This is a genomic window from Nitrosomonas ureae, assembly GCF_900206265.1.
In the GTDB taxonomy this organism is placed as follows: domain Bacteria; phylum Pseudomonadota; class Gammaproteobacteria; order Burkholderiales; family Nitrosomonadaceae; genus Nitrosomonas; species Nitrosomonas ureae_C.
In genome coordinates, this window is sequence record NZ_LT907782.1 from 81,681 (window position 1) to 107,000 (window position 25,320).

Here is a 25,320-nt window from a genome sequence, read left to right on the forward strand (position 1 = left end):
AAAGCTTTAAAGGAAACAAGATGAGCATTCCAGATTCTTTAGAAACAAAGAAGCTGAACGATTCCAGTTTTATTACTACAAATGCAACTTCTGTACGTAAGTTTAGCATTGGGCACATTTTGCTAGATATGGGGAAAATTACGCCTGTTGAAGCTGAGCGTGTATTACGCTTGCAGAAAGAAAGCGGCTTACGCTTTGGTGATGCAGCCATAAAGTTAGGTTTAATAACCGAGGCGGATATCCAGTTAGTATTAGCACAACAATTTGATTATCCCTATTTGTTACCTGGACAAGGGAGTCACCCGCCGGAGTTAGTGGTTGCATATCAGCCGTTTGGTGCTCAAGTTGAAGTTTTTCGTGCAGTGAGAAGTCAATTAATGTTACGTTGGTTCACTTTTGAACGTAAAGCGCTAGCGATAATTAGTTGTAACCCGAACGAAGGGGCGAGTCTTTTTGCCGCAAATCTTGCGGTGGTATTTTCTCAGCTTGGTGAGCGGACATTATTAATTGATGCTAATTTACGTTGTCCGCAACAGCATGAGATTTTTAATCTGAAAAATAAGCAAGGTTTGTCTGATATACTCGTTGCTCGTGCTAATGTTTCAGAGGTTATTGCTAAAATAGATTCATTTGTTGATCTTTCGGTGTTGCCTGCAGGCACGCTACCACCAAATCCTTTGGAGCTTCTTAATCGTTCGTCATTCGACGAAATGAACAATCAACTTGCGAGTCAATACGATGTTATTCTCTATGATACTTTAGCATTTTCTAACGGAGTTGATGCACTTGCTATTGCCGCTCGTACAGATGGCGCACTAATAGTTGCACACAAGAACAATACTCGCTTGACTGATATCAACGCTATGAGTGAACAACTCAAATACAGTGGCACTGAGGTTGTAGGTTCAGTACTAATTGATTTTTAGTAGATAATTTATTTATCCATGCCTGTATATCAATTTAAAAGCCTCAAATCGGAGATTCTAGACTGGTGGCCTATCATTCTAGGAGGATTGGCTTTATATATTCCCACTTTTTATAGTCTGATGAATGGGATATGGACAAATGAGGAACAAGCTCATGGACCGATTATTTTGATACTTTCATTGTGGCTTATACTTCGAAAGTGGAAAACAATGATGAAAAAGAGTGATGGTCAATCAGCCTCAGCTTTCGGATGGATAATTCTTCTGGTCGCTCTTATTTTTTACATCGTTGGCGGCTCTCAACAGATATTAATACTAGAGATTGGTTCTTTTATTCTAATTTTAGCAGCAATCCTGCTTATTAAGCTGGGTTATGTTGCACTCAAAATCATGTGGTTTCCGTTATTTTTTTTATTATTTATGATTCCGTTGCCCGGTGCAATAGTTAGTTTCTTTACTATGCCAATGAAGATGGCTGTTTCGTATGTGGCAGAGAATATTTTGTTCTGGGCAAATTATCCCATCGCGAGAAATGGTGTAGTTTTGCAAATTGGACAGTATCAACTTCTTGTGGCTGATGCTTGTGCGGGACTACAAACATTGCTAACTTTGGAAGCATTAGGCTTATTTTATTTGAATCTAGTGCATCATACTTCGGTTTTTCGGAATGTAGCACTGGCTATTCTTATCATACCCATTTCTTTTACAGCTAATGTTATTCGCGTTATTGTTCTTACTTTAATTACTTATCATTATGGTGACGCGGCAGGACAAGGCTTTCTTCATGGATTTGCTGGTATGGTCTTATTTATTAGTGCATTAATATTGATTCTTGGGGTAGATGGATTGTTGCAGTATTTTTCGCGAACACAGCATGTCAACGTGATTTCACCAGTAAGAAATATTTAGTTCTAATATTGTCTTATTTTTTTGTACCTATGAATCAATTTCAGCTTAATTTGCCTTAAGCTGCAAGCTCAACAGGATAAGAGAGTAAGTGAGAAAAGTAAGGAACTGAATGTGTTGGAGTAGCAAAAGCATTACGGAACGGAGAAGATCAGTGTCCAAGCATTATTTCAGCAATCTGGATAAGAGGATTTCTCTGCCTGAGCTGTGGGCATGATCATGGTTATGCCATAACAGCCTGTTACATTCGGGAATGGAGTTGTTGCCATAAGCAAACGTCGCTGACTGCAGAAACATTGTTTCATTCGACCAATCTATCGTTGGTTAAGTGGTTTTGGGTAATTTATCTGTTAGCTTCAGATAAAGGCGGTATTTCTGCGTTATGTTTATTAAAGTAGTTTAATGTATCGTGGATTACGGTCAGTCGGATGTTGCGCAAAATTTGAATCGTCATGGAATGCCAGGATAGCATCTCTCAGTTAGAAGAATTGACTGAAATTGACGATGCACTGATAGGAGGGCGACAGACTGGGGAAAATGTGCTGGGTTTATTGTCATTTAGTAATTTTCAGGCCTTAACTAGGAAACGGTATCGCAATTTGTAAAACGACATCTCTCGCCTGATCAACGAGTGCTTAGTGATGCATTGCACTCACTGGCTGAGATCGGAAGAACTCAGGATATGATGCTGAGTGACGCTATCCCATAAAGCTGGAGAATGGTTACGCTGGGTACATACTGCGATTGGTAATCTTAAGCACTGTTGCTTGGAAACACCATGGGGGTATCGTAAAAATACTTACAAGAAGTATCTGAATGAATTTTGTTATCGTTTTGACAGAAGAGCATGAGAAGCCGAATTACTCTCTAGACTCCTCAATGCATGTTTGACACATACTCATGCCAAACTGAGAATGGTATAGAGCATACTGTTTTGTAGTCTTTATGGAATTTAAGACGCTAATAAGTAAGGAGAATATTAATGCATAAATCTCTGGTAGTTAACATATTAATTGGAGTATTGATGATCTCGTCTGGTGCTTTGACAATGGCTTTAACTCCTACCCAGAAGATTGCTGATCAGCAGGAAAAAATTAATCTCGAAATGATGATTCCTGACAGATTTGGAGATTGGAAAATCGATAGAACAATTGTTCCACTCCAGGTAGATGCCGAAACTCAGGCTAAACTTGACAAAATCTATAACCAAACATTAGCTAGAACTTATGTTAATTCTCAAGGTGAACGGATTATGCTTTCAGTGGCTTATGGAGGGGATCAGAGTGATAGTTTGTCGATACATAAACCCGAAGTATGCTACTACGCTCAGGGTTTCGAGATAAAAAATATTTTTCCTGGGGAACTACTCACTCAATATGGAAAATTACCAATTAAGCGTTTGCTGGCCACTAAAGGTAATCGAAATGAGCCTATTACATATTGGGTTACAGTTGGTAATAGAGCTGTTCTACCCGGGTTTGATCAAAAGCTGCAGCAATTACGTTACGGTTTGACAGGGAGTATTCCAGACGGTATTTTGGTGAGAATTTCTTCTATAGATAATAATAATGACGTGGCTTATCAGCTTCAAGCTATTTTTATTCAAGATTTATTGTTAGCTGTTAATGTTAATCAGAGAGTAAGATTAATAGGTACTTTCCAGACATAATGGCAATTTGTCAATGATGTGTGGGTACTCTAGAAACATACTAAAGTCAAGCAGGTCCGATTCTATAAATTCGTGTTCATTATTGGGGAATATAAGTGCAGAATATAAGAGTTTTTTTGCACAACAGGCTTGACAACAATGTGCGATTTCTTAATTGAAGCAAATAAGACTAAAGCAGTGTGCTTGCGAAACTGGCCAAGCCCTCATGTATATAACACTAATTAGGTGAGATCAGGCAGAGCTTTTTATTATGAAAGCAGAAATATCATCATCCAGATTGTTTAATAATCTAGACTCTAAGACATTAATTTTTACCTTGCTGGTATTTAGCGTACTGGTTTTATCAATTCTTAGTGGCATACTTGCCGCATCTGGTAACATAATTTTTCTGGTTCCTTTGCTGGTTTTGTATGGCGTTTTTTTTATTCTTGCTGCACCAGTTGCTTGGACGGTCTGGATATTATTTTGGGGAGCATTTCTGATTACCGGACCCAGTGCTTATTTTATCCGTTTTTCACAGCTTCAGTGGTTTACGGTATTGGTGAGTGCAGCACTATTGTTGCCTTTATTGCTTCATTTGTTACGTGCTAAAACGGGTATAAAGTCAGTTTCATTCTCTGGTGATCTTATGGGTCCCATTGTCTTGGTTTTGCTGGTATTTTTTTCTACTGCCATTGACCAACCTCATTTTTCTGAATTTATAAATGCATCACGGTATTATCTTCTAATGTGGCCATTAATGCTGGTTATTATGTTTGGCTTAATAACCGATAAAATGATAATGCAACTATGGAAAGCGCTTATGATTGTAGCAGTTTTACAATTCCCGATGGCGATTTATCAATATTTTTTTGTAGTTCCAAGTAGTACGCGAACGTCCCGATGGGATGCTGTAATAGGCACATTTCATGGGGTTATAGAAGGTGGGGGAGATAGTGCCGCAATGGCTATTATGTTGTTGATTGCAATGTTAACTGCAATTGCATTGTGGCGCGAAGGAAAACTTAATGGTTTAAGAATGGCTTTAGTTGTATTGTTTGGGCTTTTTACACTAGGCTTAGCAGAAGTTAAAGCAGCAGTTATGTTGCTGCCGATTGTTATAGGCTTGTATTATCGTAGAGAACTATTGAAACGGCCTGTAGAGTCAATTATCGTCATAATAGGAGCTGTTTTATTAGTCGGAGTTTTATTTACATTTTATGAGAAACTGCACTATGGAGATGTCTCTACTCATACCTTCAAGCAGAATCAGGTTACTTCAACGTATGATCGAGTGATGCGAGCAATAGATCCTGAGGCTCAGACATATGATGGTCGTGAATTGGGTCGTGTAAATCTTTTACTAAGTTGGTGGAATATTAATATCGGTAGTGGTGATCTACAACACAGTTTATTCGGTTATGGTATGGGTGCAACTTATGAAAGCAGAATCGGGGTAGGCGAGTTAGTGGATCGTTTTCCATATAAGATAAATACATCTTCATCGCTTATATTATTATGGGAGATAGGTATTTTGGGACATTTGGTTTTTCTCTTTATATTATTATTAGGAGCAAAAGCTTCGGAACGCGCTGCTGATAATGATGTTATTCCAGAAATTCATCGTATTTTTCTAAGGATAGGCACAGTAGGACTGTTATTGTTGGTTTTAACGATGCCTTACAAGAATTTTCATTTGTATTCCAACCCGATCCAGTTTCTTATGATGTTGATGTTAGGTCAGGCTGCTTATTGGTCAAGATTCTTAAGTAAGTAAGTAATTCGTTGAATTATATGAGAAGTTTAAAAATATTCGATGGGAAATGCAATTGCCTGATTCTTTCAGCTTAATCTTAAATTACAAGAAGGGTTTTAAATATTGAAAGAACACTCGATAAGAGTGTGGGTGTTCATTAAGTTATGTTTAAAAATAAAATATATTTTTATAATAATTTTTAAGGAAATTTTGATGCAAGGATGGCTCAAAGAGGCTTACGAAAAAATTATTCCTTTCGGGGTACGCCAAGATATTAAAGGATATACTCGGCGAAGACAATACAAAACACTAAGATTGCAGGTCAGTAGCGATGGTTATTCCCTAAAACCTTACGATGACTTGCATTGTATTTTTATACACATCCCTAAGACTGCCGGGATATCAGTTTGCCAAGCGCTCTTCGGTTGTTTAGGTGGAGGACATCTCACAGCACGAACTTATCAAGTGATATTTGGGGTTGAGTGTTATAAAAAATATTTTAAGTTTGCTTTTGTACGTAACCCTTGGGATCGATTAGTATCTGCGTATGTTTTTTTAAAGAAAGGAGGCTTAACTGAACAGGATAAAGCATGGGCGCATGGATATCTGGATAAATTTGATAGTTTCCAGGATTTTATTATCCATGGATTAACATCTTCTGACATTTACCGCATTTTACATTTTATTCCACAGTGGGAATATGTGGTCGATAAGAACGGCAAGGTCGATGTAGATTTTATTGGTAGGTTCGAAACCTTGGAGAGCGATTTTGAGATATTAGGTGACAGATTGGGAATATCGACTAATTTATTAAAAATTAATCACACTCAGAAAGGGGATTATCGTAGCTATTACAATGATGCTAGTGCTGAGGTGGTGGCTAAATTGTACTCACGCGATATTGAGTTGTTTGGTTATTCATTTGACCATTAATTAACATGTAGATATCGTATATTTTCTAGAATAATTAAATATGAAAATCAATTTTATAGGTGTTGGTGCACAGAAATGCGCATCAACATGGGTCCATCGTGTTCTATCAGATCACCCGGAAGTAGCGATATATCAAGGCAAGGAAAGTGATTTTTTTTCAACTTATTACGGTCGTGGTTATCAGTGGTATGAGAAACAAGTAGGAGATACGAGTACAGTAAGTGTCAAAGGAGAAATTTCACCTTCGTATTTTGCTGATAGCGATACACCTAGTCGCGTTTTTCTATACAATTCGGCAATGCGGATCGTGCTATTGCTGCGAGATCCTATCGAACGTGCCTACTCGAATCATTTGCACGTAGTTAGGCAAGGTTATCTTACAGGTCAAAAATTAAGTTTTGAAGATGGATTAGCCAATAATCCAATGTATATAGAACAGTCACGCTACGCCCGGCACCTCGCTCGCTGGTTTGAAGTTTTTCCAAAAAATCAAGTGCTAGCAATTTTTCAAGAAGATATTCGCGATAACCCTCAGATGCAAGCACGTAATTTATACCGTTTCTTAGGAATTAATGAGAATCATCAATCTTGGTTTTTAGAAAAAAGAGTGAATGAAAGCGTGGTTGTTAAAAATGCAAAATTAGATTTATTTCTCAAGCGGTTGGGTAAGATTGGTCGATATGCAGGTGGAAAAAGAATCGTCGAGGCGGTTAAGAATAATGATTTAATCCGAAATTTACGTCAGAATCATAATCAAATCCAATTACGTGAAGTTATTCCGCCGATGCGTGAAGATACACGAAAGCATTTGCAAGATGTATTAGCCGATGATATGAACGAATTGTTGTGTCAACTTAACTTAGAGAAGTTACCTTGGGAGAGTTGGTTGGCGCTGCAAAACAAATCGAGTATGAATCAATTACAATGACTTGAATGAAAGTTTTGTTTAACTGATAAGCGGCTTCTTTTTATGTTAAAAGTAATTTGCTAAGTTCAATAGAATTCAGTTAAATTAAATCTTGCTATGGTCGTGATACTGGATGAAGTCGTTTAAGAAGTGTGTAATTATAACTTGTGGCATATATTTTCTTATAAGATGTTACCGATTTTCCAGAGTAGAGCATAGCATGGCTATCAGTTTATTTTGTGTAGCTCTCGATTCGAGCGCTACCAAGATAAAACTATATATAACACTTTAAATTACCTATGAACGTCACGAGTGCCATAATCAAATTAATTGAATTTAATCTCCCAAGCTCGATTAAACAAAAGCAGCATTCTGTTTGGATTGTATTGTTTTTTACTATAAATATTTTCTTGTTTAGTCACGATCTGATGGCTAATCCAGTAAAATGGCATCCAGGACATTACTGTACGATTTTAGGTCTTGGCAAAAATGACCCTAAATATATGGCACAAGTATATAAGGAGCTTAACGCAACACCAGCATTGCGGGGTATCCAAATTCGTTATTTTTGGGCAGAATTAGAAACAACAAAAGGAGTGTATGACTTTACATCAATTGATCAAAGGCTTGCTGATCTTGCAGCAATAGGAAAGCGACTTGTCATTCAAGTACAAACAAAATCATTTGTTCCAACAGGAGAACTTGTACCAGATTACTTAAAAGCAAGTGAATACGATGGTGGTGCATTTGCTTATAGAAGTTACGGCAGCATGGCGCCAAGAGGATATAACCTTGCTCTGTGGAATTCACAAGTACATGATCGTTTAGTAGAGCTATTTAGGGTAATGGGAGAGCGTTACAACTCTCATCCATATTTTGAGGGTATCGGTATGATAGAAACTGCGTATGGAGAACCGATTGTTTCTCAGCCTGCTCATCAGATGTCCAAGTTTTATGATAATTTACTTAGCGTTCATCAGAAAATGCGGTCATATTTTCCAAACACAATGACGATCCAGGAGGTGAATTATCCGCACTCAATTTTGAAGTCATTCGTGGGAAAACTAAAAGAAATGGGAACAGCATTAAGTGGTCCGGATGTTTTTAAAGATGAACCAGGATTGAATCGCAATATGCGGAATGCACCAAGAGGTATATATCATTTTTATCCAGAACTTTCAGGAATTATACCTTTGGCTCCTCAAGTGATGCATAAAAATTATATGAATACTCGAAATGATGGTGCCGGTAATGTACCAACTATTTCAGAGATTTTTGCTTTTGCACGAGATAATCTGAAATCCAATTATATTTTCTGGACGCGTAATCCGAAATATTATTCCAAAGTACTTGAGCTACTAAATGAACCTGATATAGTGAAAGACCCTTTTGGTGGCTTGAGCTCGGTTTGCCCTAAGGCCTATACTTCTTGTGTTGATTAAAAATAGAAAAGTTTTTTGCTTTAGTCGAATGCCAATTCAAAGAAATTTGTTGATATAAATTATTAACTAACTACATGAGAGCTACTAATGTTACCTGACTTCGTAGTAATTGGCGCATTTAAAGCGGGATCGACTTCGTTGCATCATTATTTTAGCCAGCATCCTAGTGTTTTTATGACCAAAGTAAAAGAGCCGAATTTCTTTGCTTTTGATTCAAAAAATAAAGTACATGCTGAAATGAATCGTCAGCAGTTTATGGTAACCAGTCTTTCCGAATATGAATCGCTATTTGATGCTGCTAGGGTTGATCAAATTAAGGGAGAAGTTTCCCCTTATTATTTATATAGCTCTGTTGCTTTGCAGAAAATGAAAGAAATAGTGCCGACGATTAAAATGATTGCATGTTTACGGAATCCGGTGGGAAGAGCTTATTCGCATTATCTAATGCGACTTCGCTCAGGGAAGGAAACAAAATCACCCGAGGAAGCGTTTTCTGAAGACGCTTTTTGGGTTAGAGCTAGCTTGTATGCCAATGCAATACAAAGTTATCAGCAAGTTTTTGATAACAAACAACTTAAATTTGTATTGTTTGATGATCTTATCAATGATCCACAAACACTGATGTCCGAACTATTTAGCTTTATAGGTGCCGATTCAAATTTTCAGGTGAATACTGATTATAGATTCAACCCCGGCGGTACCCCCAAGTTGCCATGGTTACATCATGGGTTGAGTGCATTGAAGCGTATACCTGGGTTACGTCAATATACCCCACCTTTTATCAGAAACCGTCTTGCGCGAATTAGAGATAAGAATCTTGCGCCTGCAAAAGTATTATCAATGGATGTGCAGCAACAATGGCTGAAATTTTATCGGGATGATATTTCACGTGTACAAGATATTTTGCATCTTGATCTATCAGACTGGTTAAAAGTTAAAAAGCCCAAAAATCAAGCAATATAGCTGTTTGACGACAAAGGATGTAATAGATATTCCATATTTCCCTGAAGGGTTTTCTGTGCCTGTATATAGATTAATAGTGATTCTCTTAAATTGAGCCAAGGAATCGCTGAACAAATCCAGAAGTTTGGGATAATCGTGTTTTCTGATAATTTTTTAATACACCATGTCATGCCAATCTTCGCATCTATTGTCTGCAGAATGGGTTCCATCTGCCTGACCGGCAGATGGAAGATGCCTTGTACAAGATCGATAGCTCACAGCGCTTTGCGGGATTCAGCGGAGTTACCGATGCTCTGCCGGACGAGACCACGATACTGAATTTCCCGCATCTTTTGGAGGGGCACCTATTGACGGTGGTATTGGTATTGTTTGAGGCGATCAAGGCTCAGAGACCGTTGGTTTCCAAAGGTACCATAGTGGACGCCACACTCATTCATACTCCAAGTTCGACCAAGAAACGGGAACGGGCGCGTGATCCTGAAATGCATCAGACGAAGAAGGGGAAGCACGGGCACTTTGGCATGAAAGTGCATGCTGGGGCAGACGTGGATTCCAGAGCGGCGCATACGGTTGAAATTGCCGCTGCCAATGAAGCCGATATCAACATCCTGTCCAAGCAGCTGTGGGTGGAAGACGAGGTTACTTTTGGCGATACGGGCTACACCAGTGATGAATACAAACGCGGGGCACGACAGTTTGGATTCACCCGGACCCGCACCGCGGACAGATGAAGAATGCTGTCCAGGTGAATATACTGTTTGGCCAACCTGCAGGCGACTGCTGACCAGTTGAGGAATAAGGCCGCTCAAAATACCCCGGCGGCAGACGATGAGCGGAAACGGGGGAAATTCGGCGGCAAATTGCCGCTGAAGAATAAAGTGCCGCGGTAATCCCCCCAGAAAATAACAGGAGTCAGAAGTAGAATTTTCTTGTAATTTATATAGACAGGAGATTCTGCAATGAAGAAATCGAAATTCAGTGACAGCCAGATCATGGCGATACTCAAACAGGCCGAGGGAGGAGTGCCGGTGCCTGAATTGTGCCGTGAACACGGTATGAGTAATGCGACATTTTACAAATGGCGCAGCAAATACGGCGGTATGGATGCATCAATGATAGCCCGACTCAAGGAACTTGAAGAAGAGAATCGCTGGTTGAAAAAGATGTATGCTGAGGAACGGTTAAAATCCGAGCTACGTAAGGAAGCCCTCGAAAAAAAGTGGTAGCGCCCTGGCAGCGGCGCGACATGGCTAAACAGGTTGTTAAGCAAAAAAGGATCAGTATCCGCCTGGCGTGTGAGATCTATGATATCAGCGAAACATGTTACCGTTATCAAGCCAGGCTCAATGCTGATAACCGTATCATTGCCGATTGGCTGCTGCGGTTGACGCACAATCAGCGAAACTGGGGGTTTGGTTTATGCTTTCTGTACTTACGCAATGTAAAAGGTTTTTTCTGGAACCACAAGCGTGTTTATCGTATTTACCGGGAGTTGGAACTGAACATGCGGATCAAGCCGAGAAAGCGGCTCAAACGTGACAAGCCGGAAGTGCTGGCGGTACCGTTAACCATCAATGAAACCTGGTCAATGGATTTCATGTATGACCAATTGGAAGATGGCCGCAGCTTTCGGTTACTCAATATACTGGACGACTGCAATCGTGAAGGATTGGGAATAGAGGTGGATTTCTCCTTACCTGCAGGGCGCGTCATACGCACGCTGGATCGCCTGATCGAATGGCGCGGCAAGCCAAAGCGGATTCGCTGTGACAACGGCCCTGAGTACATCAGCGGCTTACTCTCTGCCTGGGCGGCAAAGAACGGCATACAGCTGGAATTCATACAGCCCGGCAAACCTCAGCAAAACGCCTACATTGAACGTTACAACAGAACCGTACGTTATGACTGGTTAAGCCAGCACTGCTTTGAGTCAATCGCCGAAGTTCAGGACTATGCAACAAAATGGTTGTGGACCTATAATCATGAACAGCCTAATACGGCCATTGGAGGAATAACACCAAAACAAAAGCTCGCTCAGTTAGCGCATTAACCTCTACTTTTAACTTCGGTTAATAATGGGGGGATTACCCCGCGAATCCGTGTTCAAAAAACTGGTAGTAGTACCGAAAAATCTGGAAACCGCTAATTGCTCAGCGGCTCTCTAGGAAACTGATTTACTATTAAAAATAGTGTAGCTTGACCGCATGTGTAAAATTAAATCGAAGTAAATTAACAAATACCTAACTTTTTTACCTCAAACTTTCATTTAGAAAAATAATAAATCAGGGTAATATAATGGCCTGAGGTTAATATATTAATTATTTGATATAATTGATAATTCTATGTTGTTAGAATTGTGAATATTAACTCATCGAAGATGTGGAGTTTGGTTGGATTGCAAATTGTGCGATCAAGATACGGATTAATAGTGAAATTATTGTAACCCTCTGCTTACAAAATAGAAATTAAAAATAGAGAACTGAAAGTAAGTATGCTGAATTCTTGTAATCTGTTAATCGATAAAATGCTATGAAAATGCTTTATATCGTAGAGGATCGTTTTCCACCATTCCGTGCAGATGTTGTGGAGTTGTTTGCAAAACAGATGCCGGATCGAGGCCATCAGATTGATTGGTTAATGCAAAGGGGGCCAGATGCGCTCAATTTGCTATCGCCTACAGATTGGTTGGGGAATGTTGTGTATCTCACTCCACGGAGCAAGTGGCAGGGATTATTTGGCCGGATACTGAACAACTTGCTAGGCATGCGAGGGGATTTAATGATTTTGTTTCTTGCTTTTAAGAACCGCTATGACGTAATTCAAGTACGCGATAAGTTTTTTGCTAGCTTAATCGCTTGGTTGGCAGCCCGTTTGACCGGTGCTCGCTTTACTTACTGGATGTCTTATCCGTTTGCCGAGTCTAAACTGTACCAAGCCCATAATAAGCTTGTGCCGCATCACCGACTTGTTTGGCTAAAAGGGCAGCTTATTCGAAATTTGCTTTATAAGATAATTTTGCCATCAGCAGATCATATTTTTGTGCAAAGCGATCGAATGAAAGAAGATGTTGCTCAAGAGGGTATTTCTCCCGACAAGATGACCGCTGTGCCAATGGGTATTCGTGCTGATCAGGTAGGTAAAGCTGAAGATGCCAAAGCTCTAAACATACATGCACCTCTTTTACTACATCTCGGGATCATTATGCAATTGCGTCAATCAGAGATGCTAGTACGTGTACTTCAGCAAGTGCGGTTGCGTTATCCTGACGCGCGTTTGCTATATGTGGGCGATGGCCAACTGCCAAGCGATCGTCAAGCAGTAGAGGAGGAAGCATCTCGACTGGAGCTATCGAAGGCCGTAACAGTAACAGGTTTCATGCCTATGGAAACTGCCTGGGAGCTGGTCGAACAAGCAGATATTTGCTTTTCGCCTTTCTATCCTGTTCCGGTGTTACTTTCCACTTCACCCACGAAACTCGTCGAATATATGGCTATGGCTAAATGCATAGTTGCTAATGAACATCCTGAACAATGTCAAGTAATGGAATCGAGTGGAATTGGACGTTGTGTACCATGGGGTGAACAATCCTTTGTTGATGAGGTTTGCAAGTTGTTGGATGATCCTGAACGTGCGCGAATGCTGGCATCGAGAGGACCAGACTGGGTACGAAAGTACCGTACTTATGATGTTATTGCCGACCGAGTAGAGTCACAATACAAAAAAATACTTGGATTGACAAAATGAACAGCTCCGGTCTTTATTTCGGTAACCGTTTTCGCCAAGCGATAGTGCATTATTTATTGGGGCGGACTGCACAAGCAATTTCTTCTTTTATTTTTATAATCTGGCTGGTTCGCTTATTATCCCCGGTGGATTATGGTGCTTACATGGTTTTGTGGGGCATGGTGGAAATGATGGCGCCATTGAGTTCCTTAGGTATGCTCGAGGCGGTGCGGCGTTTTCTACCCGAATTAGCATTGCGAGGAGCACCCAGCGCTCTTGCATGGTTTGTGCGCTGGATGACTCTAATTCGTTTTGCCATCATGATAATTTGGACAGCACTAATATCTGCTTTTTGGCTGGATATTTCTGCATGGCTGGGTTTCAGTGCTCCGCAGCAAGACGCTACGTTAGTAGCAGTTGGATTGATTATTACCGTCATTGGTTTTCGGTATGCATCAGAAATGTTGGAATCCCTTTTAGAGCAAAGATGGGCGCAGTTGATTCATTCATTAATGTCAATTGGACGTTTGGCTGGGGTTGCAATATTAGTATTAATTGAGAGTTTGTCGATCGAACAATTACTGTGGATGGATTTAATTGTTTCATTAGTCTGTTTAATATGGGCCGAATTTCTCTTAATGCGAAAATTACGCAGCATACAAAGTACGGGGGATTTTCATGTAAGTGCATATGAAATATTTAATTTTGCATGGCACATGGCAGGTGTGAATCTTCTTCGGGCCGTTGCTAACCCTGGTGCGCTGCGTATGCTGGTGGCCAGAACCTTAGGGCTTGAGACTGCGGGAATGTTTGCTTTTTTGCAGCAATTATTGTTAATTGCTGGACGCTACCTTCCGGCAAAGTTGTTGGCGAATATTATTCGGCCTATGCTGATATCTCGCTATGTAGCGGGAGAGGTTGATGCGGTTAAAGAGGGAATGGCTTTGTTGTGGAAGAGTAATTTTTTAATAATTGCTATTTGTATGGCAGCATTGAGTGTTGCAGGCAATGAATTAATTTCTTTGGCAAGTAGTGGGCGTTTCGTCGATGCTGGCACGGTTATGGTAATTATGCTGCTTGGCTTGGGTGCAACAAGTCAAGGCCAGTTAGTTGTTATGATTATGCAGATTTTTCCGTATACACGCCAATTAAGGTACCTCAGCATATTATCGGCAATAACACCGATAGCGGTAATAGTTGGCTCAAACTGGGGATTGATGGGCGTAGTATGTGGAATCGTGCTAGGTGCATGGTTAATGAATAGTTTGACTTTGCTTTGGTTGAATTATCAGGCTGGTCGTATCCAATTAGATTGGTTGGGAACTATACGTGGCCTTAGCATTGCTATATTTCTGGCGGCTATCGGCTGGGCAATTGAAGACAAATTAGGAGTATGGTGGACGCTGACATTTGTTTTAGTAGCTTACGTACCTGGCTTAATGCTGGCGAAGCCATTAAACCAATCAGATATGGCGCTACTTAACCGAGGATTGCGTCACCGTGCCCGGATATTTCTGCATTTTACTTCGAAAAGTTTATAACAATTAATTGGTATCATTATTTATGTTCGCATCATGGCAGGTCAATTGAGCGATTTGTATGAGCCATAAAGGCACTTTTGATTCTTTTTCCTAATCTTCCTAAATCTTGTATCGGATATGTCTAAAAACCACGAAAATATAAAGATCATGCATGTTATCAACGGAGAATTTTTCTCTGGTGCTGAGCGAGTGCAGGATGTATTGGCAGTACGACTACCGGATTATGGTTATGAGATAGGTTTTTGTTGCATAAAGCCCGGAAAATTTTCTGCTTGCCGGAATTCTACTGTACCGATCTTTGAGACATTTATGAAATCTAAATTTGATCTGGCGCCGGCTTTGGAGATTGCAAGAATTGTAAAGCAAAATAACTACTCCTTGTTGCATGCACATACTCCTCGCGCGGTATTAGTGGGACGCATAGCGGCGTGGTTATCCGGCGTACCATTAGTGCATCATGTACATAGCCCGACGATACGAGATACAGAAAGCGTGTGGCGTAATCGAATGAATTCACTTATAGAGCGATTAAGTTTAGTGGGCGTAGCGCAATTAATTCCAGTATCGAGAAGTCTGGAGTTTTATTTGAAGAAGCAAGGCTGGTCAGAGAAACGAATTACAATGGTTGCCAATGGAGTAGTCACGCCGGCCACACTGCCAGTAAGAGATGCGCCTGGGCCAGAGTGGGTGATTGGGAGTGTGGCATTGTTTCGGCCGCGTAAAGGTACGGAAATTTTGATACAGGCATTGGCAAATCTACGTCAGGCGGGCCGTTCGGTAAGATTGCGTGCAGTAGGCCCATTTGAGACTATGGAATATGAGAAAACGATTAAAGAGATGGCGGATAGACTCGGGGTAGGGAACATGATCGACTGGATTGGATTCGCTCAAGATGTCAATGCCGAATTCACTCAAATGGATATTCTTGTTTTGCCGAGTCTCTTTGGAGAAGGTATGCCGATGGTAATTCTAGAAGCAATGGCAACAGGAGTTCCGGTAGTAGCATCTGATGTAGAAGGTATTCCTGAGGTATTAGAGCATGGTAAAACCGGGTTGATAGTGCCAGCTGGTGATGTAAAGAAACTGGCTGCTGCCATAGCTGATTTAATCGATAATAAATATGACTGGCGTGCCATGCGAGAAGCTGCTTACCAATTGCAAGTAGCAAGCTTTTCTGATTACAGTATGGCCAAAGGTGTGGCACGTGTTTATGATGCGATTCTGAATTCTATGCATCGTTAGAATATCAGCTACTAAAGACTCAACCAATCATTAGGAATGAAACAGAGCATGCATCAAATTCCCTTATTCGGCCTGAAAATAGAAGATACGACGTTAACTGATGCCAGCGCAAATATTGTCAATGATGCTAAATCAGGGGTGCAGCGTAAAATATATTTCGTCAATGCACATTGCATAAATGTTGCTGCGGTAAATATTGATTACCTTTCAGTATTACAAGATAAAGCAATGCTATTTGCCGATGGCAGTGGTATGCGCTTAGCTGCGGGATTAGCTGGTTTTTCTCTAAAAGATAATGTCAATGGTACCGATTTATTTCCGCTGATCTGTCATGATGCCGCTGTAGCTGGTGTCAAATTAGCTTTATTGGGTGCTCGTCCAGGAATTGCAGAACGCTGTGCTGAAAATATGAAAATTCAATTTCCTGAGTTAGATATCGCATGGGTTCATGATGGCTACTTTAAGCGGGATACTGAAGAAGATATTATCGCTGCTATTAATCGTAGCGGAGCGGAAATCCTGTTTGTAGCGATGGGGGTTCCCATGCAGGAACTATGGATCGCGCGTCATGTAAATAAACTTCGTGCGCCTGTTTTGCTGGGTGTGGGCGCCTTATTTGATTTTTATTCAGGGGTTATGCCACGAGCGCCCCATTGGATGCGTCGCTTTGGTTTGGAATGGTTATTTCGGTATGGGATGGAGCCAAAACGAATGTTTGTGCGATATATCATAGGTAATCCCGTATTTATTATTCGAATGCTATGGCGGCGTTTAAAAGGTCAGAAGAATCTACAAGAAGCGGCCTTGCTTGATGGTGTGAAGTAAAAGCGAAAAAATTCGCCCTGACTCAGAATATACTTGAAAAATAATGTTGATTTTAAATTTATGAAAGAAATATCTGGTGTGAATCTGGCTAACTTCATTATCGCGGGTACGGAGAAAGCCGGCACAACCTCGATATTTACGTATCTAAGTACCCATCCGTCGGTTTGTGGCTCATCTGTTAAAGAAACGGATTTTTTTCGTAATTCATTTACTGGTAATCGCGAGAAAGATATTGTTAATTACTCAAATTATTTTGTGCGCTGTTCTCCTGAGATCCGGATTGTTATGGAAGCCTCACCGGGATATCTGGGTAGTGGTGCAGAAGTGGCAGCTCGCATTCATACATTGGTGCCGAGAACCAAACTACTGTTCATATTAAGAAATCCCATCGACCGAATATACTCTTCATTTAATTTTCATGTTGGAAAGCTGAATCTGGCGTCTGATTTAAGCTTTGAGAAATATATTGATAAGTGTATTGCGTATGATTCTGGTCAAAGAACGCCAGCAGAACTGGGTATTAAAGAATGGTACTTAAAGATTATCAGTTTTGGTCGGTATGCTGACTATTTGAAATACTATTATCAATTATTTCCAGAAAATCAAATAAAGATTATGTTTTTTGAGAATATGAGTCAGGATATTGACGGATTCATGTACGAGCTGTGTCAGTTTTTAGAAATTTCTCCAGACTATTTCAATGAATATGATTTTAGAAGAATTAATGTTACCTACGAAAGCAAGTTGAAATGGTTGCATAAAATCGCGGTCTACTTTAACGCCAAGTCCGAACGGTTTCTACGGCAACGACCCGAATTGAAGCAATTAATGGTGAAATTATACAAGAAAATTAATCAAGCAAGAGAAGGGTATGATGAAATTCCCGATGAAAGCCGTGATCGTTTAAAACAATATTATTTACCCAGCATTGTGGCACTGCAAACGTTTACTGGAACAAAAAATATACCCTGGAATATTTAACCCCCTGCCTAAACAAACCAGTGCAAATGAAACTACCGACTGGCTTGTTTGTTTTTTCTAGCTTGCAATCAATGTTGATTCGATTTCCGCAAAACTTCTGGCTACATTGTTCTGTGGAATAATTGTACCGAGTTGTTTTTCAATCTGAGTCCAAGAAAAAATGCCGCATATTCTGGGCACACCGATGGTTAGATCGTCGATTACAAGCGCATGCAAGCGACCACTCTCGCGCAAACTTGTGACGATATTGCCTACTCTGGCGTGCATCACTTCCTCCAATGGAATGGCTTCCAGCATATTTAATGGTGTCATCATGTCCTTTACCAGGATTTCGCTGTGTTTTATACCTCTTTCTTGGATAAAACGCATAGGCTTCTCACCCAGAATATCGGTCGCAGTGATAATCCCTGCTAAAGAATTGTCATCATTCATAACTAGCAATGTGCGCACACCGCGCTGCATCATATATGTATTGGCTATTTCCATTGTAATGTCAGGTGATATGACGGCTGCTTGCACTGTACGCAAATCGGTCATTACTTCGGAAGCTGGGGAATCATACGTTACTGGATTGGGTAATAGAGGGTTGGAGATGTGTACCGTGCCTGTCAGATACTGCACAGCGAGAGACTTATATTCTTTAATCATTTCGTGCACTCCTCAATCTTGGGTTGAAGGGAATCACCTGATTTCAAGATAGATCATCAATCTTGAGTATGCACTTTACGCTCAAAATAATTTTCAATCAATAGTGCTGATTTGATCAAGGGAAATATCTATTTCCGGTGATAAACCCATCGTATCAATCTATCCATGATGGCATGGGATTGTTCGGCTTGATCATGATTAATAAAAAAAACAATGATAACGCGCCGTCCCATCCCGTCAATCAAATAACCTGCCAATGCGCGCACGTTATTCAGTGCCCCGGTTTTCATATGTGCCAATCCCTTCGCCGGAGTATCCGCGAAACGATTTTTCAGCGTTCCATCCACTGCGGCAATCGGCAATGATGCAATGAACTCCGGCATCACCGGACTATTGAAAGCAGCAAGTAGTAATTTTCCCATATGCCTGGCACTAATTCGTTCTTTGCGCGATAATCCAGAGCCATTCTCAATTACTAATTCTGTAAAGTTCATTTGCTTGCTGGCTAACCATCGTCTGATAGCTGCATTCGATTTAGCCAAAGTAGCTGGTGAGTTATCAATTGAAGAATTTCCAGTCCCCAATGCAAGATACAATTGACGTGCTGCTATATTATTGCTGAATTTATTAATACCGCGGACAATTTCCGCCAACGGTGGTGATTGATGAATTTTGAGCGGGGGCAAGTATTGGGGGGCTTGTCCTAAGATGGTATGACCATTAAAGATGCCGCCTTGCTGGATCCACAATTGCCTGAACAAATCATCGGTATATCTCGCGCTGTCTTGCAGACTCAGCATATACGATTGCTTTCCGCAATGCTGGGAAAAGCGGCCATTCAGAATAACTGTAAAGTTATTCTTACTTTCTTTATCCGCAATTGCTTCAATTGTGAGGGAATTCTGCCATGCAACGCATTTGTCTTGTGTAAGTTTTAGATTATTTTTTATGCGTAAGGATTCTGGAACTGGGTCAATCACGACACGCACAGAATTTTTCTCAGGTTGTGGAAATAAATGGAACGTAGATGCACGATAATTGATTAACAATGCTTCTGGAGGCACGTTATAGGTACGATAGGGTTGTTCGTCAAACTTACCGGGATTTTCACGAGAAATCTCATAATGTGAATGATCCAAAATAAGATTGCCTTTAATTTCACGCAATCCAGTGAGGCGCAGACGATGGACCAACAGCCAGAAATTCTCAAGATCCAGCTTGGGGTCACCATAGCCTTTGATAACTAGATCTCCATATAAAACATCATCAGTAATTTTTCCATTGGCATAAAGAATGGTCTGCCAAGTATACGCGGGGCCCAATAATTCCAGCCCGGCATATGTGGTCAGTAATTTCATCACTGAAGCCGGATTCATGCTGGAGTCGGCGTTGATCGTAAGCACTGGCTGGCTTGAGCCAATTTCATGTACATATACGCCAATTGCCGTTTCTGGAATGGCAAGCTGATGGAGCTTTTGTTTAACTACGAAGGGTAATTCATTAGCGAATAGTGGAGTTGCTAATGCAGTCAGTTCGATCAGAAAGCCAAGACATAAACAAACCCGGGTCATTTTAATGGCAGAGGTTCGGAATAGTTACTGTTTATCTTTGCATAGGGAAAATCCGTCATCCCATCCCATTCGATATTGCTCATCCTTGTCATAGCGATTCAGATCTTTAAAGGCCCAACTTGTTCTTTTGACGGTTTCACAACCATCGATATAACCTTGCTGAGTACTTACCGGATAACCGGTCAAGTTGTATTTGGGTTTTACACTCTCGGGTAGAGGACCTGCCGGTCTCTCGGGTTTTCTGGCAGGAAGCGGTTGCTTGGTGGAGATTCCACTACAGGCAGAAACAATGAGCATGGTCAGAATAATAAAGAATAATAAATAATAACGCATAGTAGGTACCTTCAATAATTACCCCGAAAAAACCGACTACAAAACCGATTTTAATAACTTACCCATCTCAGCCGGATTGCGCGTGATTCTGATGCCACACGATTCCATCACTTCAAGTTTTTCTTGAGCTGTTCCTTTACCTCCGGAAATAATAGCACCAGCGTGTCCCATGCGCTTTCCGGGTGGTGCTGTCACACCAGCAATAAATCCGACCACGGGTTTACGCATATGATCTTTTACCCAGCGCGCGCAATCCTCTTCATCCGTACCGCCGATCTCGCCGACCATCAGCACGGCATCGGTTTCGTCATCTTCATTGAACAACTGTATTACATCCAAGTGTTTTAAGCCATTTACCGGATCACCACCAATACCGATACATGTGGACTGTCCCAAGCCCACCTCCATGAGTTGCGCCACTGCTTCATACGTCAATGTGCCCGAGCGCGAAACGACCCCAATCCGGCCTTTTTTATGAATATAACCCGGCATAATTCCGATTTTGATCTCATCCGGCGTAATAATTCCTGGACAATTTGGACCAATCAATCGAGTTTTCTTGCCTTGCATTTTATAGCGGGTACGGATCATATCGCGTACCGGAATACCTTCAGTGATGCAGATCACCAAATCCAGTTCGGCCTCAACAGCTTCGTCGATTGCTGCAGCGGCAAAAGGAGGGGGGACATAAATTACCGAAACATTGGCACCGGTTTGTTGTTGGGCTTCTTTGACCGATGCATAAACTGGGATGCCTTCGACATTCTCACCGGGCTTGCGCGGGTTCACGCCCGCAACAAAGCACGCGTTGCCGTTCGCGTAGTCGCGGCACATACGCGTATGAAACTGACCGGTTTTTCCGGTAATGCCTTGCGTTATCACACGACTGTTGCGGTTGATCAAGATAGACATGGCAAGCGCTCCTTATATTACTGGCTTTAAAATTAACATGCTGGCTTATCCGGCTGCGCTAACCGCTTTTTGCGCCGCATCAGCCATATTATCCGCAGAAATGATCTTTAACCCGGAATCTGCCAGAATTTTCTTTCCGAGATTGACATTGGTACCTTCCAGCCGCACCACCAATGGCACCGTAAGCTGAACATCGCGAGCAGCTGCTACAACACCTTGTGCAATGACATCACATTTCATTATGCCGCCGAAGATATTAACCAGGATTCCTTGCAGTTTCGGGTTGCGAAGCATTAATTTAAATGCTTCCGTGACTTTCTCTGTTGTCGCTCCACCTCCAACATCGAGAAAGTTAGCAGGATTACCGCCGTAAAGTTTGATGATATCCATCGTTGCCATTGCTAGGCCTGCGCCATTTACCAGACAGCCTATATTTCCGTCCAGAGGAATATATGACAATTCATGTTTTGATGCTTCGATCTCGATGGGATCTTCCTCATCCAAATCACGTAACGCGACGATTTCGGGATGGCGAAACAATGCATTATCATCAAAATTCATTTTGGCGTCGAGTGCCATCACCCGATGTCCTGCAGTCAATACCAATGGATTGATTTCCAGTAATGATGCATCGGTTTCATCAAATGCTTGATATAAGCCTTGCAGCAAGGTGACAGCATCTGACAGGCTATGTTTGGGGATGCCAATTTTTTGTGCGACTTCTTCAGCCTGTTGTTGGCCTAAGCCCGTGATGGGATCAATAAGCACTTTATGAATTTTTTCGGGCGTTTCAGCTGCGACTTTCTCAATTTCCATGCCACCTTCCGAACTGGCCATCAAACATACGCGTTGATGACCGCGGTCTACCACCATGCCTATATAGAATTCTTTTTCTATTTGTACGCCTTGCTCGATAAAAAGTCTATGGACTATCTGTCCTTCCGGGCCGGTCTGATGAGTTATCAAGCGCATGTTCAAAATTTCGCCAGCATATTGTCGTACTTCTTCCAATGACTTAGCCACTTTTACTCCACCGCCTTTACCACGTCCGCCAGCATAAATCTGAGCTTTCACTGCCCACACTTCGCCCCCTAGTTGCTGCGCAGCTTGCACTGCTTCGTTAACACTAAAGCAGGCAATACCTCTTGGCGTGGTTACATTATATTTGCGTAAAATTTCTTTAGCTTGGTACTCATGGATCTTCATCGGGATGTCCTTATCAGAATGATTTAGAATATCAAGATTCGAAGTATAACTTAATCCGGAATAGTGAATTATCCTAGTAGAAAAACTAATTATTTATTCAGTATCTATTCAGACTCTCACCCTTAATATATCAATAACTGTGAAATCAATGGACGGGGGTTATATGAAAAAATTTAAAAGGACATGTATGGCGATTGCGCTATGCAGCATCTTTTCATTCAATCCCGCAGGCGCCGAAGACGGCGGAGGCTCTGACGGGGGAGGGTTTGATGGCGGTGGATTTGATGGTGGTGGTTATGACGGGGGCGGATTTGACGGCGGCTATGATGGAGGGGGTTTTGATGGCGGCTACTACGAGGGAGGGGGTTATGACGGAGGTGGTTACGACAGCTACGATAGTGGTGGTTATGACAATAATTATGATGACGGAGGGTTTGATTCTGGGGGTTATTATGACCAGAATAGCGGGTTCGAAGAGGGTTATGGCCAGGGTGATTTTGGAGAAGGCGATGCATTTTATCCGGATAATGCCTCAGATCAACAGGAAAGCATCGATTTTGCCGATGATATAAACTCAGAGAGTAATTTTGATCAAACAGGCGAATTTAATCAACCGGATGATTTTGGAGTTAATAATGACTCTGATTCAAATGTCGGCACCACACAAAGTAAAGAAATTTCACCTGACTCCTTCCAAGAGAATCTGGCAGCGCCTGCTAATGAATCGAGTGAAACCGGAACATCTGTTCAAAACGACGGTGTTACTCCCACCGATTCAGCTGTTCAGAACGTAAATAGTGAAATTAATCCTGAGGCTAAACAAGTTTCAACAGGTCAGGAAGATTTAGCCACACCAGGTACTTCATCCAATGGAGCAAATTCATCGGTTCAAGACAGTGTTTCACCAAATACTGAGGCTCAAGATAATCAAATCACTGAAAATAATGATTCAACCGGAACAGATCAGTCGACTCAAACCGATGGAACCAATCAAGATGGATCCGATACTCAAAACGTGAATGTTCAAAACAATGTGCAGACGGATCAAAATAATGCAAACAATGATAATTCTGCTCACCACCATGACCATCATCATGGACATCACCATCATCTGGATGGATTTGGTTTGGGATTTGGCCTGGGGCTGGGACTGGGCTGGGGATTTGGCCCAAGTTGGGGTTGGGGGTGGGGACCTGGCTGGGGTTGGGGGCCTGGTTGGGGATTTGGTTATGCTGGTTTTGCACCTTTTAATAGCTTTGGTTTTTACAGCAATTGGAGAGGCGGTGGTTTCTATAATAACTATGCGTTCGGGCCATATCGGCGATTTGAAAGCTATTATCCATTAGGAGGTTATCCTGTAGGCGTTGTTACCGCACCTATAATGCAAAGGCCAACGTATATTCAACAAAATCCTGCAACTCGGCCAGCTGCTGTGCAAAGAAATAATTATTGGTATTATTGTCGTAATCCGGAGGGATATTATCCGTATGTCAAGCAATGCTCTGGAGAGTGGATAAAAGTACCTCCTCAACCATCATCCTGAAAATAAATATGAAATTGAATGAAATCATGCTATTGGAGAAAGCTAATTGAATCAATTGTTCTAACAATGAAAACCATAGATGAAGATGGGCCATGAGAGAGAATTGCTCGATGGTAAATATGGCGGTAGAAGATTTAACTTGGGCCTTAACCAGAAGTTTAAATTAATGCTGGGGTTAAAAGAATAAAGACGAGATAACGATATGAATGAAGAACAAAAAGACGCAGGAGTTACAACGGATGAATCACATAGTATACGATTACGGGCTGTTATAAGCTGGATTGTCGTAATTATCCTGATTTGCTTTGGAGCATTCATGCTGTATAAATTGACCAATTTTCATAATACGCCAGGTGACTATTGGAAAATCATGGTTAAAGAGCAGTTCCCGGTTTTAGTTGGGCTGCCTATGGCCGGTCTCGGATCACTTTTCGTTACTCTTATTTTGCGCATATCCACGGGGCCCATAGAATTCGAAATCGGTGGGCTTAAATTCAAGGGTGGCGCCGCTCCCATTGTATTTTGGATTATTTGTTTTATGGTCATTGTTTTGTCCATTAATTTGCTTTGGCAAAATTAATTGGTTTCAGAAGATTGACGCAGCTAAAGAGGAAGATGATAAGCTTTATAGGCAGTGATCTACGATGGATGATTAAACTGTGCTAATGAATTTAGTTAACTATATCTCGAAAGTGGCTTGCGCTGATCTGCATTTATTCATGAGGCACTCCATTTCAATCTTCAAGAATTGACGTATCAATTAATTAAGCGGGAAAACTTATGACCATTCCTTATATGTACAAAACATCCATACCTATTTTCAAACAGCTATTAAACAGTTTGAATGCTATTCTCACCAAAGCTGAAACTTACGCAACCGAGAAAAAGTTTGAACCGGTAGTGTTACTGAATGCTCGGCTATATCCCGATATGTTTTCCTTGCTGCGTCAGGTGCAAGTTGCTACCGACTTTGCCAAGAGCGTATCAGCGCGGCTGGCAGGGGTTGAAGTACCGGTATATGAAGATAACGAACAGACTTTTTCTGATTTACAGGCTCGAATTAATAAGACTCTGACGTTTATTGAAAGTCTTGTGCCTACTCAGTTTGAAGGCAGTGAAACGCGTGAAATCGTACTGCGCCCGGGCACACCAAAAGAGAAAAAACTATCCGGACACAACTACTTAAATAATTATGGTTTGCCGCAATTTTTCTTCCATGTGACTACCGCCTATGCGATTTTGCGACACAATGGCCTGGCAGTGGGGAAAGGTGATTTTATGGGTAATTTTTAGCTGTTGCTGTAATGAATTGTC

23 protein-coding genes and 2 pseudogenes are annotated in these 25,320 nt (G+C 41.3%); 20 read left to right on the forward strand and 5 right to left on the reverse strand.

What is annotated here, in order from left to right; genetic code table 11:
- The first annotated feature begins 20 nt into the window (after nucleotides 1-20).
- From epsG to CPG39_RS00455, 17 genes and pseudogenes are all read left to right on the forward strand, one after another.
- Entirely contained in the window at nucleotides 21-926 is a 906-nt protein-coding gene (epsG, locus tag CPG39_RS00380; RefSeq protein WP_096291531.1) for a chain length determinant protein tyrosine kinase EpsG, read from the forward strand.
- An 18-nt stretch (nucleotides 927-944) separates the two neighbouring features.
- A complete protein-coding gene (xrtB, locus tag CPG39_RS00385) occupies nucleotides 945-1,835 on the forward strand; it encodes an exosortase B (RefSeq protein ID WP_096291532.1) in 891 nt (296 codons plus the stop codon).
- 147 nt (nucleotides 1,836-1,982) lie between these two features.
- Nucleotides 1,983-2,365 (forward strand): annotated as a pseudogene (locus CPG39_RS14965) (IS1595 family transposase); the annotation flags it as partial.
- A 48-nt stretch (nucleotides 2,366-2,413) separates the two neighbouring features.
- Nucleotides 2,414-2,755: pseudogene (locus tag CPG39_RS14970) on the forward strand (IS1595 family transposase); the annotation flags it as partial.
- A 59-nt stretch (nucleotides 2,756-2,814) separates the two neighbouring features.
- Nucleotides 2,815-3,501, forward strand: a complete 687-nt coding sequence (epsI, locus tag CPG39_RS00395) for an exosortase-associated protein EpsI, B-type (protein ID WP_096291533.1) — start codon at nucleotides 2,815-2,817, stop codon at nucleotides 3,499-3,501.
- Nucleotides 3,502-3,751: 250 nt separating this feature from the next.
- Entirely contained in the window at nucleotides 3,752-5,257 is a 1,506-nt protein-coding gene (locus CPG39_RS00400; protein WP_096291534.1) for a hypothetical protein, read from the forward strand.
- Between the two features lie 192 nt (nucleotides 5,258-5,449).
- The gene (locus CPG39_RS00405; RefSeq protein WP_096291535.1) at nucleotides 5,450-6,169 is read left to right on the forward strand and encodes a sulfotransferase family protein; all 720 of its coding nucleotides are present in this window, start codon (nucleotides 5,450-5,452) and stop codon (nucleotides 6,167-6,169) included.
- A gap of 40 nt (nucleotides 6,170-6,209) precedes the next feature.
- Entirely contained in the window at nucleotides 6,210-7,097 is an 888-nt protein-coding gene (locus CPG39_RS00410) for a sulfotransferase family protein (protein WP_096291536.1), read from the forward strand.
- A 278-nt stretch (nucleotides 7,098-7,375) separates the two neighbouring features.
- A complete protein-coding gene (locus CPG39_RS00415; RefSeq protein WP_096291537.1) occupies nucleotides 7,376-8,518 on the forward strand; it encodes a glycoside hydrolase in 1,143 nt (380 codons plus the stop codon).
- A gap of 138 nt (nucleotides 8,519-8,656) precedes the next feature.
- Complete coding sequence (locus CPG39_RS00420) at nucleotides 8,657-9,481, forward strand: sulfotransferase domain-containing protein (protein WP_231990335.1); 825 nt, start codon at nucleotides 8,657-8,659, stop codon at nucleotides 9,479-9,481.
- A 209-nt stretch (nucleotides 9,482-9,690) separates the two neighbouring features.
- Nucleotides 9,691-10,212, forward strand: coding sequence for a transposase (locus CPG39_RS00425; RefSeq protein WP_231990455.1), 522 nt, complete (start codon nucleotides 9,691-9,693; stop codon nucleotides 10,210-10,212).
- A 228-nt stretch (nucleotides 10,213-10,440) separates the two neighbouring features.
- Nucleotides 10,441-11,531 (forward strand): IS3 family transposase gene (locus tag CPG39_RS00430; RefSeq protein WP_096291527.1). Its coding sequence is split into 2 segments (ribosomal slippage): nucleotides 10,441-10,702 and nucleotides 10,702-11,531, totalling 1,092 coding nucleotides; the frame shifts between segments, so codons are not numbered across the junction.
- A gap of 479 nt (nucleotides 11,532-12,010) precedes the next feature.
- Complete coding sequence (locus tag CPG39_RS00435) at nucleotides 12,011-13,225, forward strand: glycosyltransferase (protein ID WP_096291540.1); 1,215 nt, start codon at nucleotides 12,011-12,013, stop codon at nucleotides 13,223-13,225.
- Complete coding sequence (locus CPG39_RS00440; protein WP_096291541.1) at nucleotides 13,222-14,745, forward strand: lipopolysaccharide biosynthesis protein; 1,524 nt, start codon at nucleotides 13,222-13,224, stop codon at nucleotides 14,743-14,745. The genes CPG39_RS00435 and CPG39_RS00440 overlap by 4 nt, the downstream gene beginning before the upstream one ends.
- Nucleotides 14,746-14,862: 117 nt before the next feature.
- Nucleotides 14,863-15,987 carry a glycosyltransferase gene (locus tag CPG39_RS00445; protein WP_231990336.1) on the forward strand — a complete coding sequence of 375 codons (1,125 nt, stop codon included), beginning with the start codon at nucleotides 14,863-14,865 and terminating at the stop codon, nucleotides 15,985-15,987.
- Nucleotides 15,988-16,035: 48 nt separating this feature from the next.
- Entirely contained in the window at nucleotides 16,036-16,812 is a 777-nt protein-coding gene (locus CPG39_RS00450; protein WP_231990337.1) for a WecB/TagA/CpsF family glycosyltransferase, read from the forward strand.
- 60 nt (nucleotides 16,813-16,872) lie between these two features.
- Nucleotides 16,873-17,793 carry a sulfotransferase domain-containing protein gene (locus tag CPG39_RS00455; RefSeq protein ID WP_145956189.1) on the forward strand — a complete coding sequence of 307 codons (921 nt, stop codon included), beginning with the start codon at nucleotides 16,873-16,875 and terminating at the stop codon, nucleotides 17,791-17,793.
- A gap of 57 nt (nucleotides 17,794-17,850) precedes the next feature.
- On the opposite strand, the gene CPG39_RS00460 is transcribed toward CPG39_RS00455, so the two are convergent.
- The 5 genes from CPG39_RS00460 to sucC form a co-directional block, all read right to left on the reverse strand.
- Entirely contained in the window at nucleotides 17,851-18,441 is a 591-nt protein-coding gene (locus CPG39_RS00460) for a CBS domain-containing protein (protein WP_096291545.1), read from the reverse strand.
- A 128-nt stretch (nucleotides 18,442-18,569) separates the two neighbouring features.
- The gene (dacB, locus tag CPG39_RS00465; protein ID WP_096291546.1) at nucleotides 18,570-20,012 is read right to left on the reverse strand and encodes a D-alanyl-D-alanine carboxypeptidase/D-alanyl-D-alanine-endopeptidase; all 1,443 of its coding nucleotides are present in this window, start codon (nucleotides 20,010-20,012) and stop codon (nucleotides 18,570-18,572) included.
- Nucleotides 20,013-20,036: 24 nt separating this feature from the next.
- A complete protein-coding gene (locus CPG39_RS00470; protein WP_096291547.1) occupies nucleotides 20,037-20,345 on the reverse strand; it encodes a hypothetical protein in 309 nt (102 codons plus the stop codon).
- A 36-nt stretch (nucleotides 20,346-20,381) separates the two neighbouring features.
- Nucleotides 20,382-21,257 carry a succinate--CoA ligase subunit alpha gene (sucD, locus tag CPG39_RS00475; protein ID WP_096291548.1) on the reverse strand — a complete coding sequence of 292 codons (876 nt, stop codon included), beginning with the start codon at nucleotides 21,255-21,257 and terminating at the stop codon, nucleotides 20,382-20,384.
- A 45-nt stretch (nucleotides 21,258-21,302) separates the two neighbouring features.
- Nucleotides 21,303-22,463: an ADP-forming succinate--CoA ligase subunit beta gene (sucC, locus tag CPG39_RS00480; RefSeq protein WP_096291549.1), complete on the reverse strand. Its 1,161-nt coding sequence runs from the start codon at nucleotides 22,461-22,463 to the stop codon at nucleotides 21,303-21,305.
- Between the two features lie 163 nt (nucleotides 22,464-22,626).
- On the opposite strand from sucC, the gene CPG39_RS14840 reads away from it, so the two are divergent.
- The 3 genes from CPG39_RS14840 (at nucleotide 22,627) to CPG39_RS00495 (ending at nucleotide 25,299) form a co-directional block, all read left to right on the forward strand.
- Nucleotides 22,627-24,006 (forward strand): hypothetical protein, encoded by a 1,380-nt coding sequence (locus tag CPG39_RS14840; RefSeq protein WP_145956190.1) that lies wholly within the window; start codon nucleotides 22,627-22,629, stop codon nucleotides 24,004-24,006.
- Between the two features lie 202 nt (nucleotides 24,007-24,208).
- The gene (locus CPG39_RS00490; protein ID WP_096291550.1) at nucleotides 24,209-24,586 is read left to right on the forward strand and encodes a hypothetical protein; all 378 of its coding nucleotides are present in this window, start codon (nucleotides 24,209-24,211) and stop codon (nucleotides 24,584-24,586) included.
- Nucleotides 24,587-24,786: 200 nt separating this feature from the next.
- A complete protein-coding gene (locus CPG39_RS00495; protein WP_096291551.1) occupies nucleotides 24,787-25,299 on the forward strand; it encodes a DUF1993 domain-containing protein in 513 nt (170 codons plus the stop codon).
- Nucleotides 25,300-25,320 lie beyond the last annotated feature (21 nt).

Excerpts from the sequence above, each read along its gene's own strand:
- epsG (WP_096291531.1), top strand. The coding sequence starts at position 21 with ATGAGCATTCCAGATTCTTTAGAAACAAAGAAGCTGAACGATTCCAGT.
- xrtB (WP_096291532.1), top strand. The coding sequence starts at position 945 with ATGCCTGTATATCAATTTAAAAGCCTCAAATCGGAGATTCTAGACTGG.
- epsI (WP_096291533.1), top strand. The coding sequence starts at position 2,815 with ATGCATAAATCTCTGGTAGTTAACATATTAATTGGAGTATTGATGATC.
- CPG39_RS00400 (WP_096291534.1), top strand. The coding sequence starts at position 3,752 with ATGAAAGCAGAAATATCATCATCCAGATTGTTTAATAATCTAGACTCT.
- CPG39_RS00405 (WP_096291535.1), top strand. The coding sequence starts at position 5,450 with ATGCAAGGATGGCTCAAAGAGGCTTACGAAAAAATTATTCCTTTCGGG.
- CPG39_RS00410 (WP_096291536.1), top strand. The coding sequence starts at position 6,210 with ATGAAAATCAATTTTATAGGTGTTGGTGCACAGAAATGCGCATCAACA.
- CPG39_RS00415 (WP_096291537.1), top strand. The coding sequence starts at position 7,376 with ATGAACGTCACGAGTGCCATAATCAAATTAATTGAATTTAATCTCCCA.
- CPG39_RS00435 (WP_096291540.1), top strand. The coding sequence starts at position 12,011 with ATGAAAATGCTTTATATCGTAGAGGATCGTTTTCCACCATTCCGTGCA.
- CPG39_RS00440 (WP_096291541.1), top strand. The coding sequence starts at position 13,222 with ATGAACAGCTCCGGTCTTTATTTCGGTAACCGTTTTCGCCAAGCGATA.
- CPG39_RS00445 (WP_231990336.1), top strand. The coding sequence starts at position 14,863 with ATGTCTAAAAACCACGAAAATATAAAGATCATGCATGTTATCAACGGA.
- CPG39_RS00450 (WP_231990337.1), top strand. The coding sequence starts at position 16,036 with ATGCATCAAATTCCCTTATTCGGCCTGAAAATAGAAGATACGACGTTA.
- CPG39_RS00455 (WP_145956189.1), top strand. The coding sequence starts at position 16,873 with ATGAAAGAAATATCTGGTGTGAATCTGGCTAACTTCATTATCGCGGGT.
- CPG39_RS00460 (WP_096291545.1), bottom strand. The coding sequence starts at position 18,441 with ATGATTAAAGAATATAAGTCTCTCGCTGTGCAGTATCTGACAGGCACG.
- dacB (WP_096291546.1), bottom strand. The coding sequence starts at position 20,012 with ATGACCCGGGTTTGTTTATGTCTTGGCTTTCTGATCGAACTGACTGCA.
- CPG39_RS00470 (WP_096291547.1), bottom strand. The coding sequence starts at position 20,345 with ATGCGTTATTATTTATTATTCTTTATTATTCTGACCATGCTCATTGTT.
- sucD (WP_096291548.1), bottom strand. The coding sequence starts at position 21,257 with ATGTCTATCTTGATCAACCGCAACAGTCGTGTGATAACGCAAGGCATT.
- sucC (WP_096291549.1), bottom strand. The coding sequence starts at position 22,463 with ATGAAGATCCATGAGTACCAAGCTAAAGAAATTTTACGCAAATATAAT.
- CPG39_RS14840 (WP_145956190.1), top strand. The coding sequence starts at position 22,627 with ATGAAAAAATTTAAAAGGACATGTATGGCGATTGCGCTATGCAGCATC.
- CPG39_RS00490 (WP_096291550.1), top strand. The coding sequence starts at position 24,209 with ATGAATGAAGAACAAAAAGACGCAGGAGTTACAACGGATGAATCACAT.
- CPG39_RS00495 (WP_096291551.1), top strand. The coding sequence starts at position 24,787 with ATGACCATTCCTTATATGTACAAAACATCCATACCTATTTTCAAACAG.